The following is a 16,155-nucleotide window of genomic DNA, read 5'->3' as shown; positions in this document are numbered from 1 at the left end:
CCCCCCCCCCCCCCCCCCCCCCCCCCCCCCCCCCCCCCCCCCCCCCCCCCCCCCCCCCCCCCCCCCCCCCCCCCCCCCCCCCCCCCCCCCCCCCCCCCCCCCCCCCCCCCCCCCCCCCCCCCCGGGTCAGTTCCCGGCGCCGGAGAGGGTGTCGAACTCCTCGTCGGTGAGTTCGACGTCGGCGGCGGCGAGGTTCTCCTCCAGGTGCGCCACGGTCGAGGTGCCGGGGATCGGCACGATGACCGGGGACCGCCGCAGCAACCACGCCAGCGCCAGCTGGGACGTGCTGGTCCCCGGGTGGTTCTTCGCGATCTCGTCGAGCGGGCCGCCGGGACGAGCCAGCGTCCCGGCGTCCACGGGCGCCCACGGGATGAAGGCGATGCCCTCCTGCTCGCAGAACTGCAGGAGTTCCTCGGCGCGGCGGTCGCCGAGGTTGTAGCGGTTCTGGACCGAGGCCACCGTCAGTCCCGCGGCCTGCGCGGCCCGCACGTCCTCGACGTCGACCTCGGACAGCCCGACCTGCAGGGCCAGGCCCTCGTCGACGAACGCCTTGACCTCGCCGAACTGCTCCTCGCGCGGGACCTTCGCGTCGATGCGGTGCAGCTGCCACAGGTCGATGCGCTCGAGGCCGAGCCGGCGCAACGACATGAGGATGCACTGCCGCAGGTACTCCGGCCGGCCCAGCGGCGGCCAGACGTCGGGGCCGGAACGGGTCAGCCCGCCCTTGGTGGCGATGACGACGTCGCCGTAGCCGCTGCCGTCGTGCAGGGCCTCCCTGATGAGGTCCTCGGAGACGAAGGGGCCGTAGGAGTCGGCCGTGTCGATGAAGGTGACGCCGAGTTCCACCGAGCGGCGCAGCACCCGGACGGCCTCGTCGTGGTCCCGGGGCGGGCCCCAGATCCCCGGGCCGGTCAGGCGCATGGCGCCGTAGCCGAGGCGGTGGACGGTCTTGCCGCCGAGGTCGACGGTTCCGCTGGCGGACACGGGCACGGGAGTCCTCCTCCGGTCTGTGGCGAGTCCTTGCCCCTGCACGCTAGGTCCGTCGGCGGCGGCGCGCGATCCCGCGTCAGTCCCGCTGCTCCTCGCGCTCCTCGCCCTCGAGCTGGGCGGCCTTCAGCAGGTGGCGGTCGGCGGCCTCGGAGATCTCGTGCGCCCGCTCCCTCATGGCCTCCGGCTCGGCGACGTCGTGAGCGGCGTGCAGCATCCGCTCCTCGACGCCGTGCTCGGCCCGGCCGAGGCGTTCGTGCACTGCGGCCACCCTCTTCCTGTCCACGGCCCCCACGCTACGACCCGGAAGGGCCCACCGACCGGTCAGCCGGCTGATCAGCGGACCAGGGCCAGGGCGAACCCGTCCCAGCCCTTGGACCCGACGGTCTGCAGCGCCGTGACCTCCAGCCGGGGGTCCTCCCCCAGCGCGGTGAGGAAGGCGCGGGTGCCGGCGATGGCCGGGTCGGAGCCGTCCTGCGCCACGCGGCCGGCGCGCACGACGTTGTCGCCGACGATGAGGCTGCCGGAACGGGTGAGTCGCAGCGCCCATTCCAGGTAGTGCGGGTTGTTCGGCTTGTCGGCGTCGATGAACACCAGGTCGAACGGCCCGGCCCCCTCGGCCTGGAGCACGGGCAGGGTGTCCAGCGCGGCCCCCACCCGGATGTCCACCACGTCGGCGAAGCCGGCGCGTTCGACGTTGCGACGGGCCACCTCGGCGTGCCGGGGGTCGAACTCCAGGCTCACGACCCTGCCGCCCGCGGGCAGGGCCCGGGCCAGGTGGATGGTGCTGTAGCCGCCGAGGGTGCCGATCTCGAGCACGGTGCGGGCCCCGCTCAGACGCACCAGCAGCGAGAGCAGCCCACCCTGCAGCGGCGAGACGTCGATGGCCGGCAACCCCGCGGCCTGGTTCTCGTCGAGGACGGTCTCCAGCGTCTCGTCCTCCGGCAGCAGCGTGTGGGCGAGGTAGTCGTCGACCTCGGCCCAGGCGGGGGACAGCAGGCGCTCACCGGCGGCAGTACGCATGGCCGCACTCTGCCACCGGGTTCACCGCCGGTGGAAGGAGGTGAGCACGGCCGCGAGCTCGTCGTCCGGCACGCCGTGCCAGACGCCGGGCAGCGTGACGTGCTGCGGGCAGGGCAACGCCTCGACGACGTCGCGGGTCCACGCCGCCAGCCGCCCGCTCGTCGCACGCGAGCCCACGACGAGGGCGGGCGCGCACACCCGCCGCACGACGTCGATCGTCAGCGCCGAGCAGATGCGGCAGTCGTAGACGATGGTCTGCGCGCACGGCGCGAACTGCACCCCGCCGCCGGCGGCGACGATGGCCTCGGGGATCCCCACCGCCCGCTGGAACGTCGTCACGACCTCGGCCCGCCGCCCGGTCTCCAGCAACCGCACCAGCCGGTCGGCGAAACCCTCGCCGAGGGTCGCGCACGCCCCGAACGGTGGCTCGAACAGCGAGATCGACCGCACCGGCAGGCCGGCGGCGACGGCGTGCACGGCCAGCAGCGCGCCCGTCGAGGCGCCGTGCACGGCCACGACCTCGTCTCCGCCGACGGCGTCGATGAGCCGCGCCAGGTCGTCGAGTTCCCGCTCCACGCGGTAGTCCCGCACCGGCCCGGTGGCGTCGGTGCTCTCACCGCGCCCGCGCCGGTCGTAGGTCACGACCGTGAAGGCGGCCGCCAGGTGCGTGGCCAGCGGGCGCATCGCCCCCGTGCGCCGCTCGCTCATCGCCCCGTCCACCAGCACCAGCACCGCCCCGGCGCCCCGGCGGTCGTAGGCGATGCGGGTCCCGTCCCCGGAGAGGACGTACTCGGTCGTCGTCAGTGTCCCCACGACCGGCAGACCCCCTCCGGGGCACCAACTCATCGCAGCGGCCCGACGACCGCGGCACCGGCTGCTCCGCCGCCGAGCACCTCGCCACGACCGGCGCCCACGTCGTCCTGACACCGTGCCCGGTCGACGAGCTCGGCCGGGTCGCCGTCTCGATCCGCTGCGGGCCGGAGCTGCTGGTCACCGACGTCAGCGCGCGGGTCCTCCGCACCTGCACCCGGGCCGGGACGGTGACCGGAAGCCACGTGCACGGACTCGACCGCCGGCTGGGCGCCGTCGAGGCACGGTCCGCGTGCGATGGCGTCGGCGCGACCCGGCCCGGCCCTACGACGACCGGCCGGAACGGGCCGTCCCCGACCGGCCGTGCGCCACGCCCAGCGCCTCGCGGACCAGGCCCGCGAACTCGTCGACCACGGCCGACCGGGCACCAGCCGGTCGCACCAGCGCCAACGGGGTCACCGCGAACTCCTCCACCAGCGGCCGGTACACCACGCCGTCCATCGACACCACAGTGCTGCAGCGCGGCATGAGGGCGACCGCGAGGCCGCACGCGATGATCGCCAGTTCCGACAGGTCGTGGACGCCGCGCAGGGACGTCCGGGGCGAAAATCCCGCGAAGTGGCACGCCGCGACGATCGCGTCGTAGGCACGGGGCGCGTCGTCGCGACGGAAGATGACGAATTCCTCGCCGGCCAGTTCGGCCAGCGGTACGGCGTCCAGCCGCGTCAAGGGGTGCGCCTGCGGCAACGCGCAGACGAGCGGTTCCATGAGCAGGACTTCGACGTCGAGGCCCTGCTCCTCCTCCCGCAGCCGGCAGATCCCGACGTCGACGACTCCGGCCCGGACGTCGTCGAGCAGTTGCACCTCCTCGATCTCGTAGAGGTAGATCCCACCGCGCGACCGCTCGGCCTGGAACTGCGGGACCACCTGCGGCATGACGCCGGACATGACCGAGGGGATGCAGCCCACGCGCAACGGTTCGACGTCCTGCTCCAGCGAACGGACCAGGTGCTCGGCCTCCTCCAGCGCCTCCAGGATCCGCCGCCCCTCCCGCAGCAGCACCCGCCCGGCGGCCGTGAGCGAGGGGTTCCGGCGCGGGCCGCGGACGAACAACTGGGTCCCGAGACGGCGCTCGAAACGCGCCACCGACTGGCTCAGCGGGGGCTGGGCCATCCCCAGCCGTGCCGCCGCCCGCGTGAAGCTGAGCTCCTCGGCGACGGCCACGAAGTGGCGCAGCTCCCGCGATTCCATCCGTGCAACATATCGTGGAAGTATGAGCTGGGGGCCTCTTCGGTGTTGGTGCCCACCACGCCCGGTGGGTTACCAATGACTACTCGGTGATTGCGGAAGTCGCTGCACCGCAGATGTTTCGACCATGTTTCGGGCGTGTTTCGGTGATCGACGAACACGGCCGCAGAGCGGTTCTGGAGGTCCAGTGAGCAGCACGAGCGCGTTCGACGCGGACGTGGCCGTCGTCGGCCTGGGGGCGTGGGGATCGTCGGCGCTGTGGCGGCTGGCCGCGCGCGGTGTCGACGCCATCGGCATCGAGCGTTTCGGCATCGGGCACGAGATGGGCTCGACCCACGGCGCGACCCGGTTGTTCCGGGTCGCCTGCCTCGAGCACCCCTCCCTGGTCCCACTGGCCCAGCGCTCCCGGGAACTGTGGCGGGAACTGGAGGGCGTCAGCGGCACCGGCCTGCTCGACCAGGTCGGGGCGGTCATGATCGGCCCGAAGGACGGTTCGGTGATCGCCGGGACGCTCGAGGCGGCGTCGGCCCACGGCCTGGACGCCCACGAGATGTCACTGGCCGAGATCGAGGAACGGTTCCCGCAGTTCGCCGACGTCGACCCCACGCACGTCGGCGTCTGGGACCCGGACGCCGGCGTCGCCCGTCCCGAGGACGGTGTCCGGGCAGCGGTGTCCGCCGCCCGCTCCCTCGGCGCCCGCGTCTACGCCGACACCCGCGTCCTGCAGGTCGAACTGGTTCCCGGCGGGGTCGTCCTGCACTCGGCCGCGACGACCTGGCGGGTGCGGCAGGTCGTCGTCACCGCGGGTGCCTGGCTGTCCAAGCTGGTTCCGGAACTGCCGTTGCAGGCCCGCCGGACCCCGATGCTGTGGTTCCGGCCGCCTGCACCCGACCCCGCCTTCGACACCCCGAACCTGCCCGCGTTCATCCGCGAACTCGACGACAGCATGGCCATCTGGGGCCACGGCGCCACTCTGGGCCACGGCGTGAAGATCGGCATGCAGGACGTCGGTCGCAACTTCACCGACTGCGACCCGGACAGCGTCGACCGCGCGATCTCCTGGGAACGCGACGTCGCCGAGGTCTCCGGTCTCGTGGCCCGCACGTTTCCCGGCCTGGACCCGCAGCCGGAGTCGGTCATCAGCTGCATGACCACGAACAGCCCCGACCAGCAGTTCCTCATCGGCCGCCCGGGAGGTGATCCGCGGCTGCTCGTCGGCGGAGGGTGCAGCGGCCACGGGTTCAAGCACGCCACCGGCATCGGTGACGCCCTGGCCCGCATGGCCGTGGGCGAGGACCCCGTGAGCGACATGAGCTTCGCCCATCCCGACCGCACCTTCACCGACCGCCCGTCCCTGCTGGCCCGTCGATGACCCCCACCGGAAGGACCACCGTGAACCCCATGCGCCGCAGGAGCCTGCTGCTGCTCACCTCCGCCACCGCCGTGGTCGCCCTGGCCGGCTGCGGAAGCGCCGAGGCCAACGCCTCGGGCACCCTGCAAGAGGGGGTGATCCGGGTCGGGACCACCAGCGACACCAAGCCGTACGCCTACGCCGAGAACGGCGAGTACACCGGTTTCGACGTGGAGATCCTCGAGGAGGCCGCCTCCCGGATGGACCTCACGCCGGAGTTCGTCGCGCAGGACTTCTCCGCCATCCTGCCTGCCGTCGCCAACGGGCAGGTCGACGTCGGCGTCGCCTCGATCAGCGCCACGGCCGAACGGAAGAAGACGGTGGACTTCACGGACGTCTACTTCATCGGCTACCTCGGCATCGTGACCACAGCGGACACCGGCATCACGCAGGACGGGGCGTCGCTGGCCGGCAAGCGGCTCGGCCTCGTGCAGGGCACCATCCAGGACGACTACGCTCAGGAGAACTTCCCCGACGCCGAGATCGTCCGGTTCCCGGACAACAACTCCGCCATCTCGGCCCTGACGGCTGGAACCGTGGACGCCCACTTCCTCGACCTGCCGCCGGCCCAGGACTACGTCACCGGTTCCGACGGCGCCCTGCACGTCGCGATGGAGATCCCGGTGCCCGACTTCCCCGTCGCGATGGCCGTCAAGAAGGAGAACAGCGCGCTGCTGGACGGCCTCAACGAGCAGATCGCCGCGATGATCGCCGACGGGAGCTGGCTGGAGATCGAGAAGCGGTACTTCCCCGACCAGCCGGTTCCGGACCAGTTCCAGCCGACGAGCTGAGGAGGCGCCGTGCTCGACAACATCCTGCGCAGCTTCTTCGACACCGAGGCCATGTGGGCCGTCGTGCCCGACATCCTCGCCTACGGCCTGCGGAACACCCTCGTCCTGGCGCTGGCGGCCACCGTCATCGGCATCGTCCTGGGCATGCTGCTGGCCGTCATGGGGGTGTCCCGCAGCGCCTGGCTGCGGGTGCCCGCCCGCGTCTACACCGACGTCTTCCGCGGCCTGCCGGCCATCCTGACCATCCTGCTCATCGGGCAGGGACTGGCCCCGCTGACCTCGCAGTGGTTCCGCGGCAACCCCTACCCGCTGGGAATCCTGGCGCTCAGCCTGATCTCGTCCGCCTACATCGGCGAGATCTTCCGTTCCGGCATCCAGAGCATCGACGCCGGACAGCTGAAGGCCTGCCGCGCGCTCGGCATGTCGTACGCCTCGGCCATGCGACTGGTCGTCGTACCGCAGGGCGTCCGCCGGGTGCTGCCCGCGCTGGTGAACCAGTTCATCGCCATCGTCAAGGACTCCTCGCTGGTCTACTTCCTGGGCCTGCTCACCTCCCAGCGGGAGCTGTTCCGCGTCGGCCAGGACGCCGCCGTCACCTCGGGGAACCTGTCCCCACTGGTCGCCGTCGGCCTGTGCTACCTCCTCATCACCGTCCCGTTGACCTACCTGGTCAACTGGACCGACCACCGGCTGCGGAACGGTGGACGCGTCGCAGCCGTCCTGGACCCCGAAGCCGAGGCGCGGGCCGCCGAGATCGAACGCAGCGACCGCCTCATCGCGGAAAGAGCGGGCCGATGACCACCCAACCCACCACCAGCGCGATCCCCGAGATCGACGCCACCCACGCCTCCAGCCTGCAGGTGCGGGACCTGACCAAGACCTTCGGCGACCACCAGGTGCTGCGCGGCGTCTCCCTCACCATCGAGGCCGGCCGCACCGCCTGCGTCATCGGCCCCTCGGGCTCGGGCAAGTCGACCCTGCTGCACTGCGTGAACCGGCTCGAGGAACCCACCTCCGGCGACGTCCTGCTCGGCGGCCGCAGCATGCTCGAGACGAGCCCGGACGTCCTGCGCCGCCGGGTCGGGACGGTGTTCCAGCACTTCAACCTGTTCCCCCACAAGACGGTGCTCGGCAACATCGTCCTGCCCTTGCGGACCGTCCGCGGGCTGCCCGCCGCGCAGGCCGAGCAGATCGCGATGGAGCGGCTCACCGAGGTCGGCCTGGCCGGCAAGGCCGGGCACCGCCCTGCCAACCTCTCCGGTGGCCAGCAGCAGCGCGTCGCGATCGCCCGAGCGCTGGCCATGGAACCCGAGGTGATGCTGTTCGACGAGGCGACCTCCGCCCTCGACCCCGAGCTGGTCAAGGGTGTCCTGGCCCTCATGCGCGGGCTCGCCGAGCGAGGCATGACCATGCTCGTGGTCACCCACGAGATGGGGTTCGCCCGAGAGGTGGCCGACGAGGTGGTGTTCATGGACCGCGGGCTGGTCGTCGAGCACGCCCCGCCCGCCGAGCTGTTCGGGGACCCACGCACCCAGCGGCTGCAGAGCTTCCTGTCCCAGGTGCTCTGAGGAGCCACCCCTCCCCGGTGTCGCAGGCGACGGGGACACTGGCGGGATGGACGTGCGCGACGAGATCCGGGCCGTGGGCGAGGTGCCCGAACTGGGGCTGGTCGTCGTCCCCGGTGGTCTCGGTCTGGCCGTCCCCGGTCACCGCTGGGCCGTCCCGTCCGCCGAGCCGGCCGAAGTCCTCGCTGCTCTGGAGCGAGAGTTCGCTCCCCGCTGGGTGTGGTGGTCGGCGGCCGCCACCGTGGGGACCCTCGGCCCCGTGCACCTGGCGCGCTGCCACGACCTCGCCGCGGTCCACCGCGTCCTCGAGGGAGGCTGGCGCGAGGACCCGGCCGCGGTGTGGGCCGGAGCCCACGGACGGACCGCTCCCCCGCCGCCCTCGCGCCGGCCGGCCGCCTCCCACGGCACCGGGCTGCTCGACCTGGACGGGGCCGCGACCGCCGACGAACCCGTCACCGACGCGGGGCAGCTCGCCCCGACGTGGGCGGACGGGCGCGCCTTCGACGTCGAGGAACCCGAGCGCCTCGACCGCGCCGCGCGCTGGGCCGGACTCGCCCTGGTGGCCGCGGCCGCGCAGTCCCGCCGGCTCGCCGAACTGCCCGACCGCCGCGCCACGGCGTCCGGTCCGCCGCTGCCGGTGCAGACGGGTTTCGCCGAGTCCGCCGCCGCGCTGCTGGCCGTCGAGCTGTCCCGCACGGGGTTGCCGCTGGACCGCACCACGGCCGAGCAGATCGTCGCGGCGGCCGTCGGCCCGCGGCCGACCTCACCGGCGGAGGAACTGCGGTCGCGTTCCGCGCGCGACGCCCCGGTCCGCGACCTCCTGGGGCCGGTGGACCTGCGCAACCCCGCACAGGTGCTCTCGGCGTTGCGCGGGCTGGGTTTCGACCTGCCCGACACCCGTGCGCACCGCCTCGAGCGGTTGCGCGAGGCCCACCCCGCGATCGCGGCCCTCCTGCTGTGGCGCAAGGCCGAACGCCTGGACACCACCTACGGGTACCGCTGGATCGACGAGCACGTGGGGGCCGACGGGCGGTTGCGCGGGGCGTGGTCGTCGGCCGACGCGGCGGCGGGCCGGATGACCGCCCAGGCCGGGCTGCACAACCTCCCGGCCGAACTGCGCCCCGCCGTGGCCGCCGAGCCGGGCTGCGGGCTCGTCCGCGCCGACCTCGGGCAGGTGGAACCGCGCGTGCTGGCCGCCGTGTCCGGCGACCCTGGTCTGGTGGCCGCGACGCGCGAGGACGACCTCTACGCCCCCGTCGCCGCGGCGCTGGGCGCCGACCGGCCGACGGCGAAGATCGCCGTGCTGGCCGCGATGTACGGCCAGACGTCGGGTGCCGCGGGAGAGGCGTTGCGGCGCATGGAACGTGCCTACCCCCGCGCGCTGGCGTACCTGCGCGCGGCCGAGGAGGCCGGCCGCGAGGGCCGCGACGTGCGGACGTACGGCGGGCGACTGGTCCGCATCTCCGACCTGGCCCCCGCCGAACCGGGGGCCGCGACCGCCGCCCGCGGGAGGTTCGCCCGCAACGCCGTCGTGCAGGGCGCGGCCGCGGAACTGTTCAAGGCGTGGGCCGCGACCGTGCGCGCGGGGCTGGCCGGGACGTCGGGGCGGATCGTGCTGTGCCTGCACGACGAACTGCTGCTGCACGTTCCCGAAGGGGACGCGGACCGTGCGGCGGAACTCCTCGGCGGCGCGCTGGACCAGACGGCGAACCGGTGGGCGGCGGGTTCCGGGGTGCGTTTCGTGGCCGAGGTCAGCGTCGTGCGGCGGTGGTCGGAGGTGAAGTAGCCGCCCGGCCGCGGTGTCCGGGGCCGCCGTTGCGGTGCGGGGTTCGGCGCGCGGTGAGCGCGCACGCGATGACCGGGCACGCGGTGACAGCGCGCTCGAACCACCAGCGGGCGCGTGGTGAGCGCGCACGCGATGACCGGGCACGCGGTGACAGCGCGCTCGAACCGTGGCGCCGACGCCGAACGCGGCCGGACCCCGAGGGGTCCGGCCGCGTCCGTGGAGGTCAGCGCCTCACTCGGTCTCGAACACGTCCGTCCGGAAACCCTGCTGCGGCAGTTCGGCCCGCACCTCGAACACGTAGGTCTCGGTGAACTGACGGCCGAAGGAGTCGGTGGCGGTCACGTCGGCGCGGTGCACCCCCTCGGACAGGCCGCTGGGGAGGCGGAACTGCCAGATGTGGGTGGCGCGGTCGGCGATGTTGTTGCCCGGCTGCGCGGGACCGGGGCCGTAGTCGCTGCCGGCGTAGAGCTCGAAGCCCTGCGCGCTCTCGTCGCCGGAGGTGGACTCGAAGCCGAACCGGGCGACCTGCAGCTGCCGGGTCGCGGCGGCCGGGTCGGCGTACCGGGCGCCGACCTTGGCGGCCTCGCCCTGCGCCTGCTGGGTGCGGGTCGCGGCCTGCGCCTGTCCGCCGTCGATCGACACCGAGACCTCGGTGTCGGTCGAGCCGTACCAGACGTTCGCCGACAGGTACGTGTCGGCGGCGACGTCGGCCGTCGTCACCAGGCCGGGGTCACCCAGGTCGTTGACGTTGACCGGGGGCGCCTGCTCCCAGCCCTCGCGGGTCGCGGCCCACTCGGTGATGGTCGTGTACCAGTCGCGCCAGCGCGGGGAGTTCAGCGAGACGGCCATCTGCTTCTCGTCGGTCTCACCGATGGCGCGGAAGCTGTCGACGTACTCCGCACCCTCGACGTCGAGCATCAGGTAGCCCGGACGGGCACCGTCGCGCTGCAGCGCCATCGGGCGGCCGTCGACGCCGAGGTCGCCGGAGTACCAGTCACCGCTGGGCGCACCCGCCACGACGTGCGGGAAGGGCAGTTCGTCCACGCCGACGGCGGTCTTCCAGCCGGCGTAGCTGTCACCGGTGTTCATCCGCTCGGTGGAGTGGGTGTGCCCCGACACCGACAGCGCGGGACGTCCCTCGAGGAGTTCGTAGACCTTCGTGACCTCGGCGGTCTGGTGCTTGGTCGAGGTCTGGTCGGCGAACGAGACCATCGGGATGTGGGTGGCGATGACGACCAGCTTGTCCTGCGGGACCTGCGCGAGGTCGTTCTCCAGCCAGGTCAGCTGGTCGTCGCCGAGCTGCCCGGAGTAGCTGGGGGCGTTGACCGGGTCGTCGCAGTGCGAGCGGGCGCCGTCGGGGTTGTCCTGCGGCGTGCACGGGTACTTCACGTTGTTCATCACGACGTAGTGGACGTCGGCGACGTCGTAGCTGTACGTCGTCGGGCCCAGTTCGCGCTTGAAGGTGTCGAACGAGTGCGCCGCGTCGGTCGCGTCCAGGTCCAGGTCGTGGTTGCCCGGCACGAAGCGCAACGGCAGGCCGGAGGCCCCGAGGACCTCCTTGATGCGCGGGTACAGGCCCAGGTCGTCACCGGCCACGTCACCGAGCATGAGGGCGCCGCACTCGGCGACGTCGTTCTCCTCCAGCAGGTCGGCGAGCAGGCCGTCGCGGGCGAAACCGAGTTCGCGGCCGCTGTAGGTCTGGACGTCGGCCAGGACCGCGCACCGGGTGGCGTCGTCCTGGGCGGCCTCGTCGCCCTGCACGATCGGGAAGTTCACCGCGGTCGGCAGCGGCCCGGTCGGCTCCAGGCCACCGAAGCGCAGCTCCGGCGAACCGGCCGGGAGGTGGTTGTAGGAGAACTGGGCGACGCCGTCGGCGTCGACCGGGACCTGCCAGCCCGAGGGCTGGGTGACGAACGCGGTCATGCCGTCGAAGACGGGCAGTTCGTAGTTCCCGTCGGCGTCGGTGACGACGACGTCGCGGCCGTTGGAGACCGTGACGCCCTCGACGCCTTCGTCGCCGGAACTGCGGCCGTCCCGGTTCTCGTCGTTGAACACGGTGCCGCGCAACGTCTCAGGGCCGCTGGACTTCGTGGCGGCGGCGACGTCGCGGACGACCTCGACGGCGCCGACGTAGGTCGACTCGGGGATCTGGTCCTGCTCGGCGCCGGTGGAGGCCTGGGTGGAGGCCTGCGTCAGGACGGTCGCGCCGAGCAGGACGCTCGCGCCGAGACCGAGGTTCCGGCGGGTTCTGCGGGGGCTGGGCTTGGCTCGCACGGGGAGTGCACCTCTCGTTCGGGGTGGTGCGCCCAGCCTGTGCGAGGTCTGTGAACTCTCGGTGTCGCCTGCCGGAAGATCAGCGGAACGTCACCGAGAGTCACCACCCGCGAGGTTCACTGACCGCCGAACGCCGTGACCTGCTCGGCCGCGAACTCCCCGAAGGACCAAGGCTGGCCGGTCGCCTCGAGCACCGACCACCACAGGTCGCCGTGCGGGTCGACCTGGTTGCGGGCCGAGACGGCCAGCGCGATCGGGATGTGCACGAACCGGCGGCGCCAGCGGCCCACGACCATGTTCGTCCGGCCGGCCATCGCCGCGTGGACGGCGGCGTGGGACAGCCGCGTGCAGTACACGCTGTCGTAGGGGTTGGCCGGGACGCTGCGGATTACGTAGCTGGGGTCGATGTACCGCAGGTTCAGTTCGAGCTCGTTCTTCTCGAAGTCGTCGGTGATCGCCTGCCGCAGCAGCCTTCCGACGTCCTGCAGCTTCTTGTTGCCCGAGGCGTCCTGCAGCCCGTTGTCCTCGAACAGCTCCTGCCCCGCCCCCTCGGCGGCCACGACGAGCGCGTGTCCCTGGCTCGCGACCTTCTCGCGCAGCTTCTCCAGGAAGCCGCCGGGGCCGTCGAGGGTGAAGGGGACCTCGGGGATCAGCACGAAGTCCGCGTCGTTCTGGGCCAGCGCCGCGTAGCAGGCGATGAAACCGGAGTGCCGGCCCATGAGCTTGACGATGCTGACCCCGTTCGGGGCGGTGCGCGCCTCGACCTTGGCCGAGCGGATCGAGCGGGTCGCCTCGCTGAACGCGGACTGGAAGCCGAAGCTCTGGTCGATGAACGGGATGTCGTTGTCGATGGTCTTGGGGATCCCGACGACCGCGGTCTTCAGGTCGCGGGTCTTGATCTCGGCGGAGATCTTCTGCGCACCGCGCATCGTGCCGTCACCACCGATGACGAACAGGACGCCGATGCCCATCCGCTCCAGGCAGTCCACGATCTCGGAGGCGTCCTGCTGCCCGCGCGAGGTGCCCAGGATGGTGCCGCCCTCGCCGTCGATGTTCTCGACCACCTCGGGCGTGAGGTCGATGACGTCGTGGCCGTAGCGCGGGACGAAACCCTGGTAGCCGTTCTTGAACCCGTAGATCCGGCGCACGCCGTAGTGGTTCGTCAGCTCCGAGACCAGGCCGCGGATGACGTTGTTGATGCCCGGGCACAGACCGCCGCAGGTGACGATCCCGACGCGGGTCTTGGAGGGGTCGAAGAAGATCTTCTTGCGCGGCCCGGTGGGTTCCAGGCTGGGCAGGTCCTCGAGCTCACCGTCGCGTCGGGAGACCTTCGACAGCGTGTCGTCGAACAGGACCCGGTCGGTCTCGTCGATCGAGTGGTGGGTCGTGCGCCGGGCCTGCAGCCGGGGCGCCAGCGGTGAGTCGACGGTGCACGGTCCCAGCGTCTCGACGGTGAAGTCGATCGGTTCGCGGCTCGTGGGACGGTCGGACGGCTCGGCCATGAGCGCGCGGGTCCTTTCCAGGCGACGACGGGTCGGTGGGTCGGTCTGCGCCCATCATCGGACACACCCCGCGCCGGTGGTGAGGCCGGGGTCCCTGCCCGAACCAGCGCGCGGACGGCCCGGACACTGCCTAGCGTCGAGCCATGACGAACGACTTGTACACCGCCGTCGTGACCTCCACCGAGGGCGCGGCCCGCTCCGACGACGGCGCGCTGGCGCTCGACGTCCACGAACCCGAATCGCTCAAGGGCTCCGGCCAGGGCACCAACCCCGAGCAGCTGATGGCCGCCGCCCTCGGCTCCTGCCTGCTGGAGTCGCTGCGCATCGCCGCGACCAGCGCCGGCGGGAGCAGCGAGGGGGCCAGCGTGGAGTCGCGCGTGACGTTGTCGAGCGCCGACGAGGGCCCCGGCTACACCGCCCGCTACGCCCTGACCGTCACGCTGCCCGACGCGGGCACCGACGCCTCCGCGGTGCTCCAGCAGGCGCTGGCGATCTGCCCGTTCACCAAGACCATCGAGGCGTCGGCCCTGGACGTGCAGCTGGCCTGAGCCGCGCCTGCGCTGCGGCGCGCGGTGAGCGTGCGCGCGATCACCGCGCACGCGGTGACAGCGCGCTCGAACGCGCGACCTGGACACGCGCCCCGGACACGGACCGGGCAGCGCTCAGGACCGGGGGCCCTCGCGGTCGGCCAGCCGCTGCAGCATCGCGTTGTACTCGTTCAGCTCGGCGTCGCCGTCGCGGGCGGCCTTGCGGTCGCGTCGCCGGTTCTCCCGGGTGTCCGACTTCGACCACCCGACGGCGACGCCGAGCACGAGCAGGATCGTGGGCACCTCGCCGATGCCCCAGGCGATGTCGCCACCCTCCTGCTGGTTGGCCAGCAGGTCGGCACCGGGCGTGATCTGCGCGAACCAGTCCGCGGCCAGCAGCTGGGTGCCCTGCATGAGCGCGACGCCGAAGAAGGCGTGGAACGCCATGGTCGCCAGCAGCAGGATGAGCCGCATCGGGTAGGCGGGCCGGTGCGCGCCCGGGTCGACGCCGATGAGCACCGAGGAGAACAGGAAGCCCGTCCCCAGGAAGTGCACCATCATCAGCTCGTGCCCGACGTGGGTGCGCAGCGCCAGCTCGAACAGCGGCGAGTAGTAGAAGACGATCAGCGAGCCGGCGAACAGGACGGCGGCCACCAGCGGGTGCCCGACGACGCCCAGGTACCGCGAGTGCACGATCTCCAGCAGCCACTCGCGGGCGCCGCGGGAGTGGTCGCGCCGGGCCGGCAGCGCCCGCATGGCCAGGGTGATCGGCGCGCCGAGGACGAGCATCGGCGGTACGACCATCGTCAGCAGCATGTGCTGCAGCATGTGCATGCTGAACGTGATGCGGCCGTAGGCGGCCGGGCCGCCGCTGGTGACGAACAGCAGCGCCAGGCAGCCGACGACCCACCAGACGGTCCGGCCGACCGGCCAGGAGTCGCCGCGGGCGCGCAGGCGCCGGACCCCGGCGAGGTACCCCACGAGCAGGAGCCCGCCCACGGTCAGCCACAGCAGGTCGGGGCTGAGCTGCGTGAACCAGTGCCGCACCGACAGCGCCGGCGGCATCGGCTCGCCGAGCAGGTTCTCGGCGGCGGTGGAGTTCGGGTTGTCGTCCGGGACGGGCGTGGGGCTGCGGCTGAGCGCGACGCCCAGGCCCGTCGCGGCCCCCATGAGCACGAGCTCCCCGGCCGCGATGCGCAGGAAGGCCACGGGCCGGGTCGCCAGCAGCGGCAGGGTGCGGCGGCGGTGCCAGGCGCCGAGCAGGCCGAGCGCGACGAGGGCGACGACCTTGCCGACGACGAGGGCGCCGTAGGCCGAGGTCAACCCCGACCAGCCGCCGAGCCGGACGGAGGCGTTCAGGACACCGGACAGGGCCACGGCGGCGAAGCACCACAGCGCCACCGTGGAGTAGCGGGCCGCCAACGTCGGCAGGTCGACGGATCGCTGCCCCTTGCCCGCCCCCGAGGCGCGGCCCGTGAGCGGGGCGACGAGCAGCACCGCCGCCAGGCCCCCGATCCAGACCGTGACCCCGACGAGGTGCATGGCCAGCGAGCTGACGGCGGTCTCGTGCGAGGCCGAGCCGGAGGCGTGCCCGGACAGCGACAGCGGCATCAGGGCGACGATCCCGACGGCGGTCCCCCAGGCCGCGCCCGTCGGTGACGTGGCGGCGGCTCCCACCGTCGCGGCGACGGCCGCGAGCACGGTGGTGACCAGCAACGCGCGGCCGAGGTCGATCTGCTGGGCGAACTGGGCGAACTGGGCGCCGAACTCGGGCGCCCCGGGGGCGGCACCGATGACGTCCATGGCGGTCAGCACGAGGACCAGCAGCGCCGCCACGGCCCACGCGCCGGCGGCGACGCCGGCCACCCGGACGGCGCGCGTCCAGGCGCCGCTGGGGAACGGCAGCAGGAAGGTGGCGACCGCGAACCCGCCGATCGCGACGGCGGCGGACAGGTCGTGGACCGTCCGGGCGATCGGCAGCCCGTAGCGGACCAGGGCGCCGGGGTCTCCCAGGACGGAGGGGTCGAGTCCGCCGGCGAGGGCGAGAGCGGTGAGCAGGACCGCGAGCGCGGCGAGGAGAACGGCCGACGAGGTCAGCAGGACGCCTGTCGTCGGGGATGCGCTGCGGGCCGAGCGGGTAGGTGCGGCCACCCCTCCAGGGTAGGTCGCCCCGCGGACCGGGCCGACAGCACACGTCCCGCTCCTGCCGGGGTCCGCCGGCGGGCGCGGGG

General features: G+C 73.0%; 14 protein-coding genes. 6 read left to right on the top strand and 8 right to left on the bottom strand.

The genetic code is table 11. The features are described from left to right. Positions 1-126: 126 nt before the first annotated feature. The 5 genes from ACRYR2_RS15790 to ACRYR2_RS15770 form a co-directional block, all read right to left on the bottom strand. The gene (locus ACRYR2_RS15790; RefSeq protein ID WP_432563835.1) at positions 127-990 is read right to left on the bottom strand and encodes an aldo/keto reductase; all 864 of its coding nucleotides are present in this window, start codon (positions 988-990) and stop codon (positions 127-129) included. A 76-nt stretch (positions 991-1,066) separates the two neighbouring features. Next, positions 1,067-1,273 (bottom strand): hypothetical protein, encoded by a 207-nt coding sequence (locus ACRYR2_RS15785; RefSeq protein WP_432563834.1) that lies wholly within the window; start codon positions 1,271-1,273, stop codon positions 1,067-1,069. 50 nt (positions 1,274-1,323) lie between these two features. After that, a complete protein-coding gene (locus tag ACRYR2_RS15780; RefSeq protein ID WP_432563833.1) occupies positions 1,324-2,010 on the bottom strand; it encodes an O-methyltransferase in 687 nt (228 codons plus the stop codon). A 21-nt stretch (positions 2,011-2,031) separates the two neighbouring features. Continuing rightward, positions 2,032-2,823, bottom strand: a complete 792-nt coding sequence (locus ACRYR2_RS15775; protein ID WP_432563832.1) for an alpha/beta fold hydrolase — start codon at positions 2,821-2,823, stop codon at positions 2,032-2,034. A 321-nt stretch (positions 2,824-3,144) separates the two neighbouring features. After that, a complete protein-coding gene (locus ACRYR2_RS15770; protein WP_432563831.1) occupies positions 3,145-4,071 on the bottom strand; it encodes a LysR family transcriptional regulator in 927 nt (308 codons plus the stop codon). Positions 4,072-4,255: 184 nt separating this feature from the next. Between ACRYR2_RS15770 and solA the strand changes: the two genes are divergently transcribed. The 5 genes from solA to ACRYR2_RS15745 are packed head-to-tail and all read left to right on the top strand — an operon-like array spanning position 4,256 to position 9,621. Then, positions 4,256-5,440, top strand: a complete 1,185-nt coding sequence (gene solA / locus ACRYR2_RS15765) for an N-methyl-L-tryptophan oxidase (RefSeq protein WP_432563830.1) — start codon at positions 4,256-4,258, stop codon at positions 5,438-5,440. Positions 5,441-5,469: 29 nt separating this feature from the next. Then, on the top strand, positions 5,470-6,270 hold the full coding sequence (locus ACRYR2_RS15760) for an ABC transporter substrate-binding protein (RefSeq protein ID WP_432563829.1): 801 nt from the start codon (positions 5,470-5,472) through the stop codon (positions 6,268-6,270). 51 nt (positions 6,271-6,321) lie between these two features. Then, positions 6,322-7,068 (top strand): amino acid ABC transporter permease, encoded by a 747-nt coding sequence (locus ACRYR2_RS15755; protein ID WP_432563843.1) that lies wholly within the window; start codon positions 6,322-6,324, stop codon positions 7,066-7,068. Continuing rightward, entirely contained in the window at positions 7,065-7,838 is a 774-nt protein-coding gene (locus ACRYR2_RS15750) for an amino acid ABC transporter ATP-binding protein (RefSeq protein WP_432563828.1), read from the top strand. Before ACRYR2_RS15755 ends, ACRYR2_RS15750 begins: the two co-directional genes overlap by 4 nt. Before the next feature lie 46 nt (positions 7,839-7,884). Next, complete coding sequence (locus ACRYR2_RS15745; RefSeq protein WP_432563827.1) at positions 7,885-9,621, top strand: DNA polymerase; 1,737 nt, start codon at positions 7,885-7,887, stop codon at positions 9,619-9,621. 231 nt (positions 9,622-9,852) lie between these two features. Here the strand turns inward: ACRYR2_RS15745 and ACRYR2_RS15740 are convergent, their stop codons facing one another. Both ACRYR2_RS15740 and ACRYR2_RS15735 read right to left on the bottom strand, forming a co-directional pair. Then, entirely contained in the window at positions 9,853-11,895 is a 2,043-nt protein-coding gene (locus ACRYR2_RS15740; RefSeq protein ID WP_432563826.1) for a calcineurin-like phosphoesterase C-terminal domain-containing protein, read from the bottom strand. Positions 11,896-12,011: 116 nt separating this feature from the next. Further along, the gene (locus tag ACRYR2_RS15735) at positions 12,012-13,397 is read right to left on the bottom strand and encodes an ATP-dependent 6-phosphofructokinase (protein ID WP_432563825.1); all 1,386 of its coding nucleotides are present in this window, start codon (positions 13,395-13,397) and stop codon (positions 12,012-12,014) included. A 143-nt stretch (positions 13,398-13,540) separates the two neighbouring features. Between ACRYR2_RS15735 and ACRYR2_RS15730 the strand changes: the two genes are divergently transcribed. After that, a complete protein-coding gene (locus tag ACRYR2_RS15730) occupies positions 13,541-13,945 on the top strand; it encodes an OsmC family protein (RefSeq protein WP_432563824.1) in 405 nt (134 codons plus the stop codon). A 114-nt stretch (positions 13,946-14,059) separates the two neighbouring features. Here ACRYR2_RS15730 and ACRYR2_RS15725 read toward each other — a convergent pair whose 3' ends face one another. Continuing rightward, positions 14,060-16,075 carry a cytochrome c oxidase assembly protein gene (locus ACRYR2_RS15725; RefSeq protein ID WP_432563823.1) on the bottom strand — a complete coding sequence of 672 codons (2,016 nt, stop codon included), beginning with the start codon at positions 16,073-16,075 and terminating at the stop codon, positions 14,060-14,062. Between the last annotated feature and the right edge of the window lie 80 nt (positions 16,076-16,155).

This window comes from Kineococcus deserti (genome assembly GCF_050871945.1).
Classification (GTDB): domain Bacteria; phylum Actinomycetota; class Actinomycetes; order Actinomycetales; family Kineococcaceae; genus Kineococcus.
The sequence above is the reverse complement of the archived record's forward strand: the minus strand, read 5'-3'. Positions and strand labels throughout refer to the sequence as shown.

Bases quoted from the DNA above. Each gene is read 5' to 3' on its own strand.
- ACRYR2_RS15780 (WP_432563833.1), bottom strand. From the start codon at position 2,010: ATGCGTACTGCCGCCGGTGAGCGCCTGCTGTCCCCCGCCTGGGCCGAG.
- ACRYR2_RS15770 (WP_432563831.1), bottom strand. From the start codon at position 4,071: ATGGAATCGCGGGAGCTGCGCCACTTCGTGGCCGTCGCCGAGGAGCTC.
- ACRYR2_RS15760 (WP_432563829.1), top strand. From the start codon at position 5,470: ATGCGCCGCAGGAGCCTGCTGCTGCTCACCTCCGCCACCGCCGTGGTC.
- ACRYR2_RS15755 (WP_432563843.1), top strand. From the start codon at position 6,322: ATGTGGGCCGTCGTGCCCGACATCCTCGCCTACGGCCTGCGGAACACC.
- ACRYR2_RS15750 (WP_432563828.1), top strand. From the start codon at position 7,065: ATGACCACCCAACCCACCACCAGCGCGATCCCCGAGATCGACGCCACC.
- ACRYR2_RS15745 (WP_432563827.1), top strand. From the start codon at position 7,885: ATGGACGTGCGCGACGAGATCCGGGCCGTGGGCGAGGTGCCCGAACTG.
- ACRYR2_RS15735 (WP_432563825.1), bottom strand. From the start codon at position 13,397: ATGGCCGAGCCGTCCGACCGTCCCACGAGCCGCGAACCGATCGACTTC.
- ACRYR2_RS15730 (WP_432563824.1), top strand. From the start codon at position 13,541: ATGACGAACGACTTGTACACCGCCGTCGTGACCTCCACCGAGGGCGCG.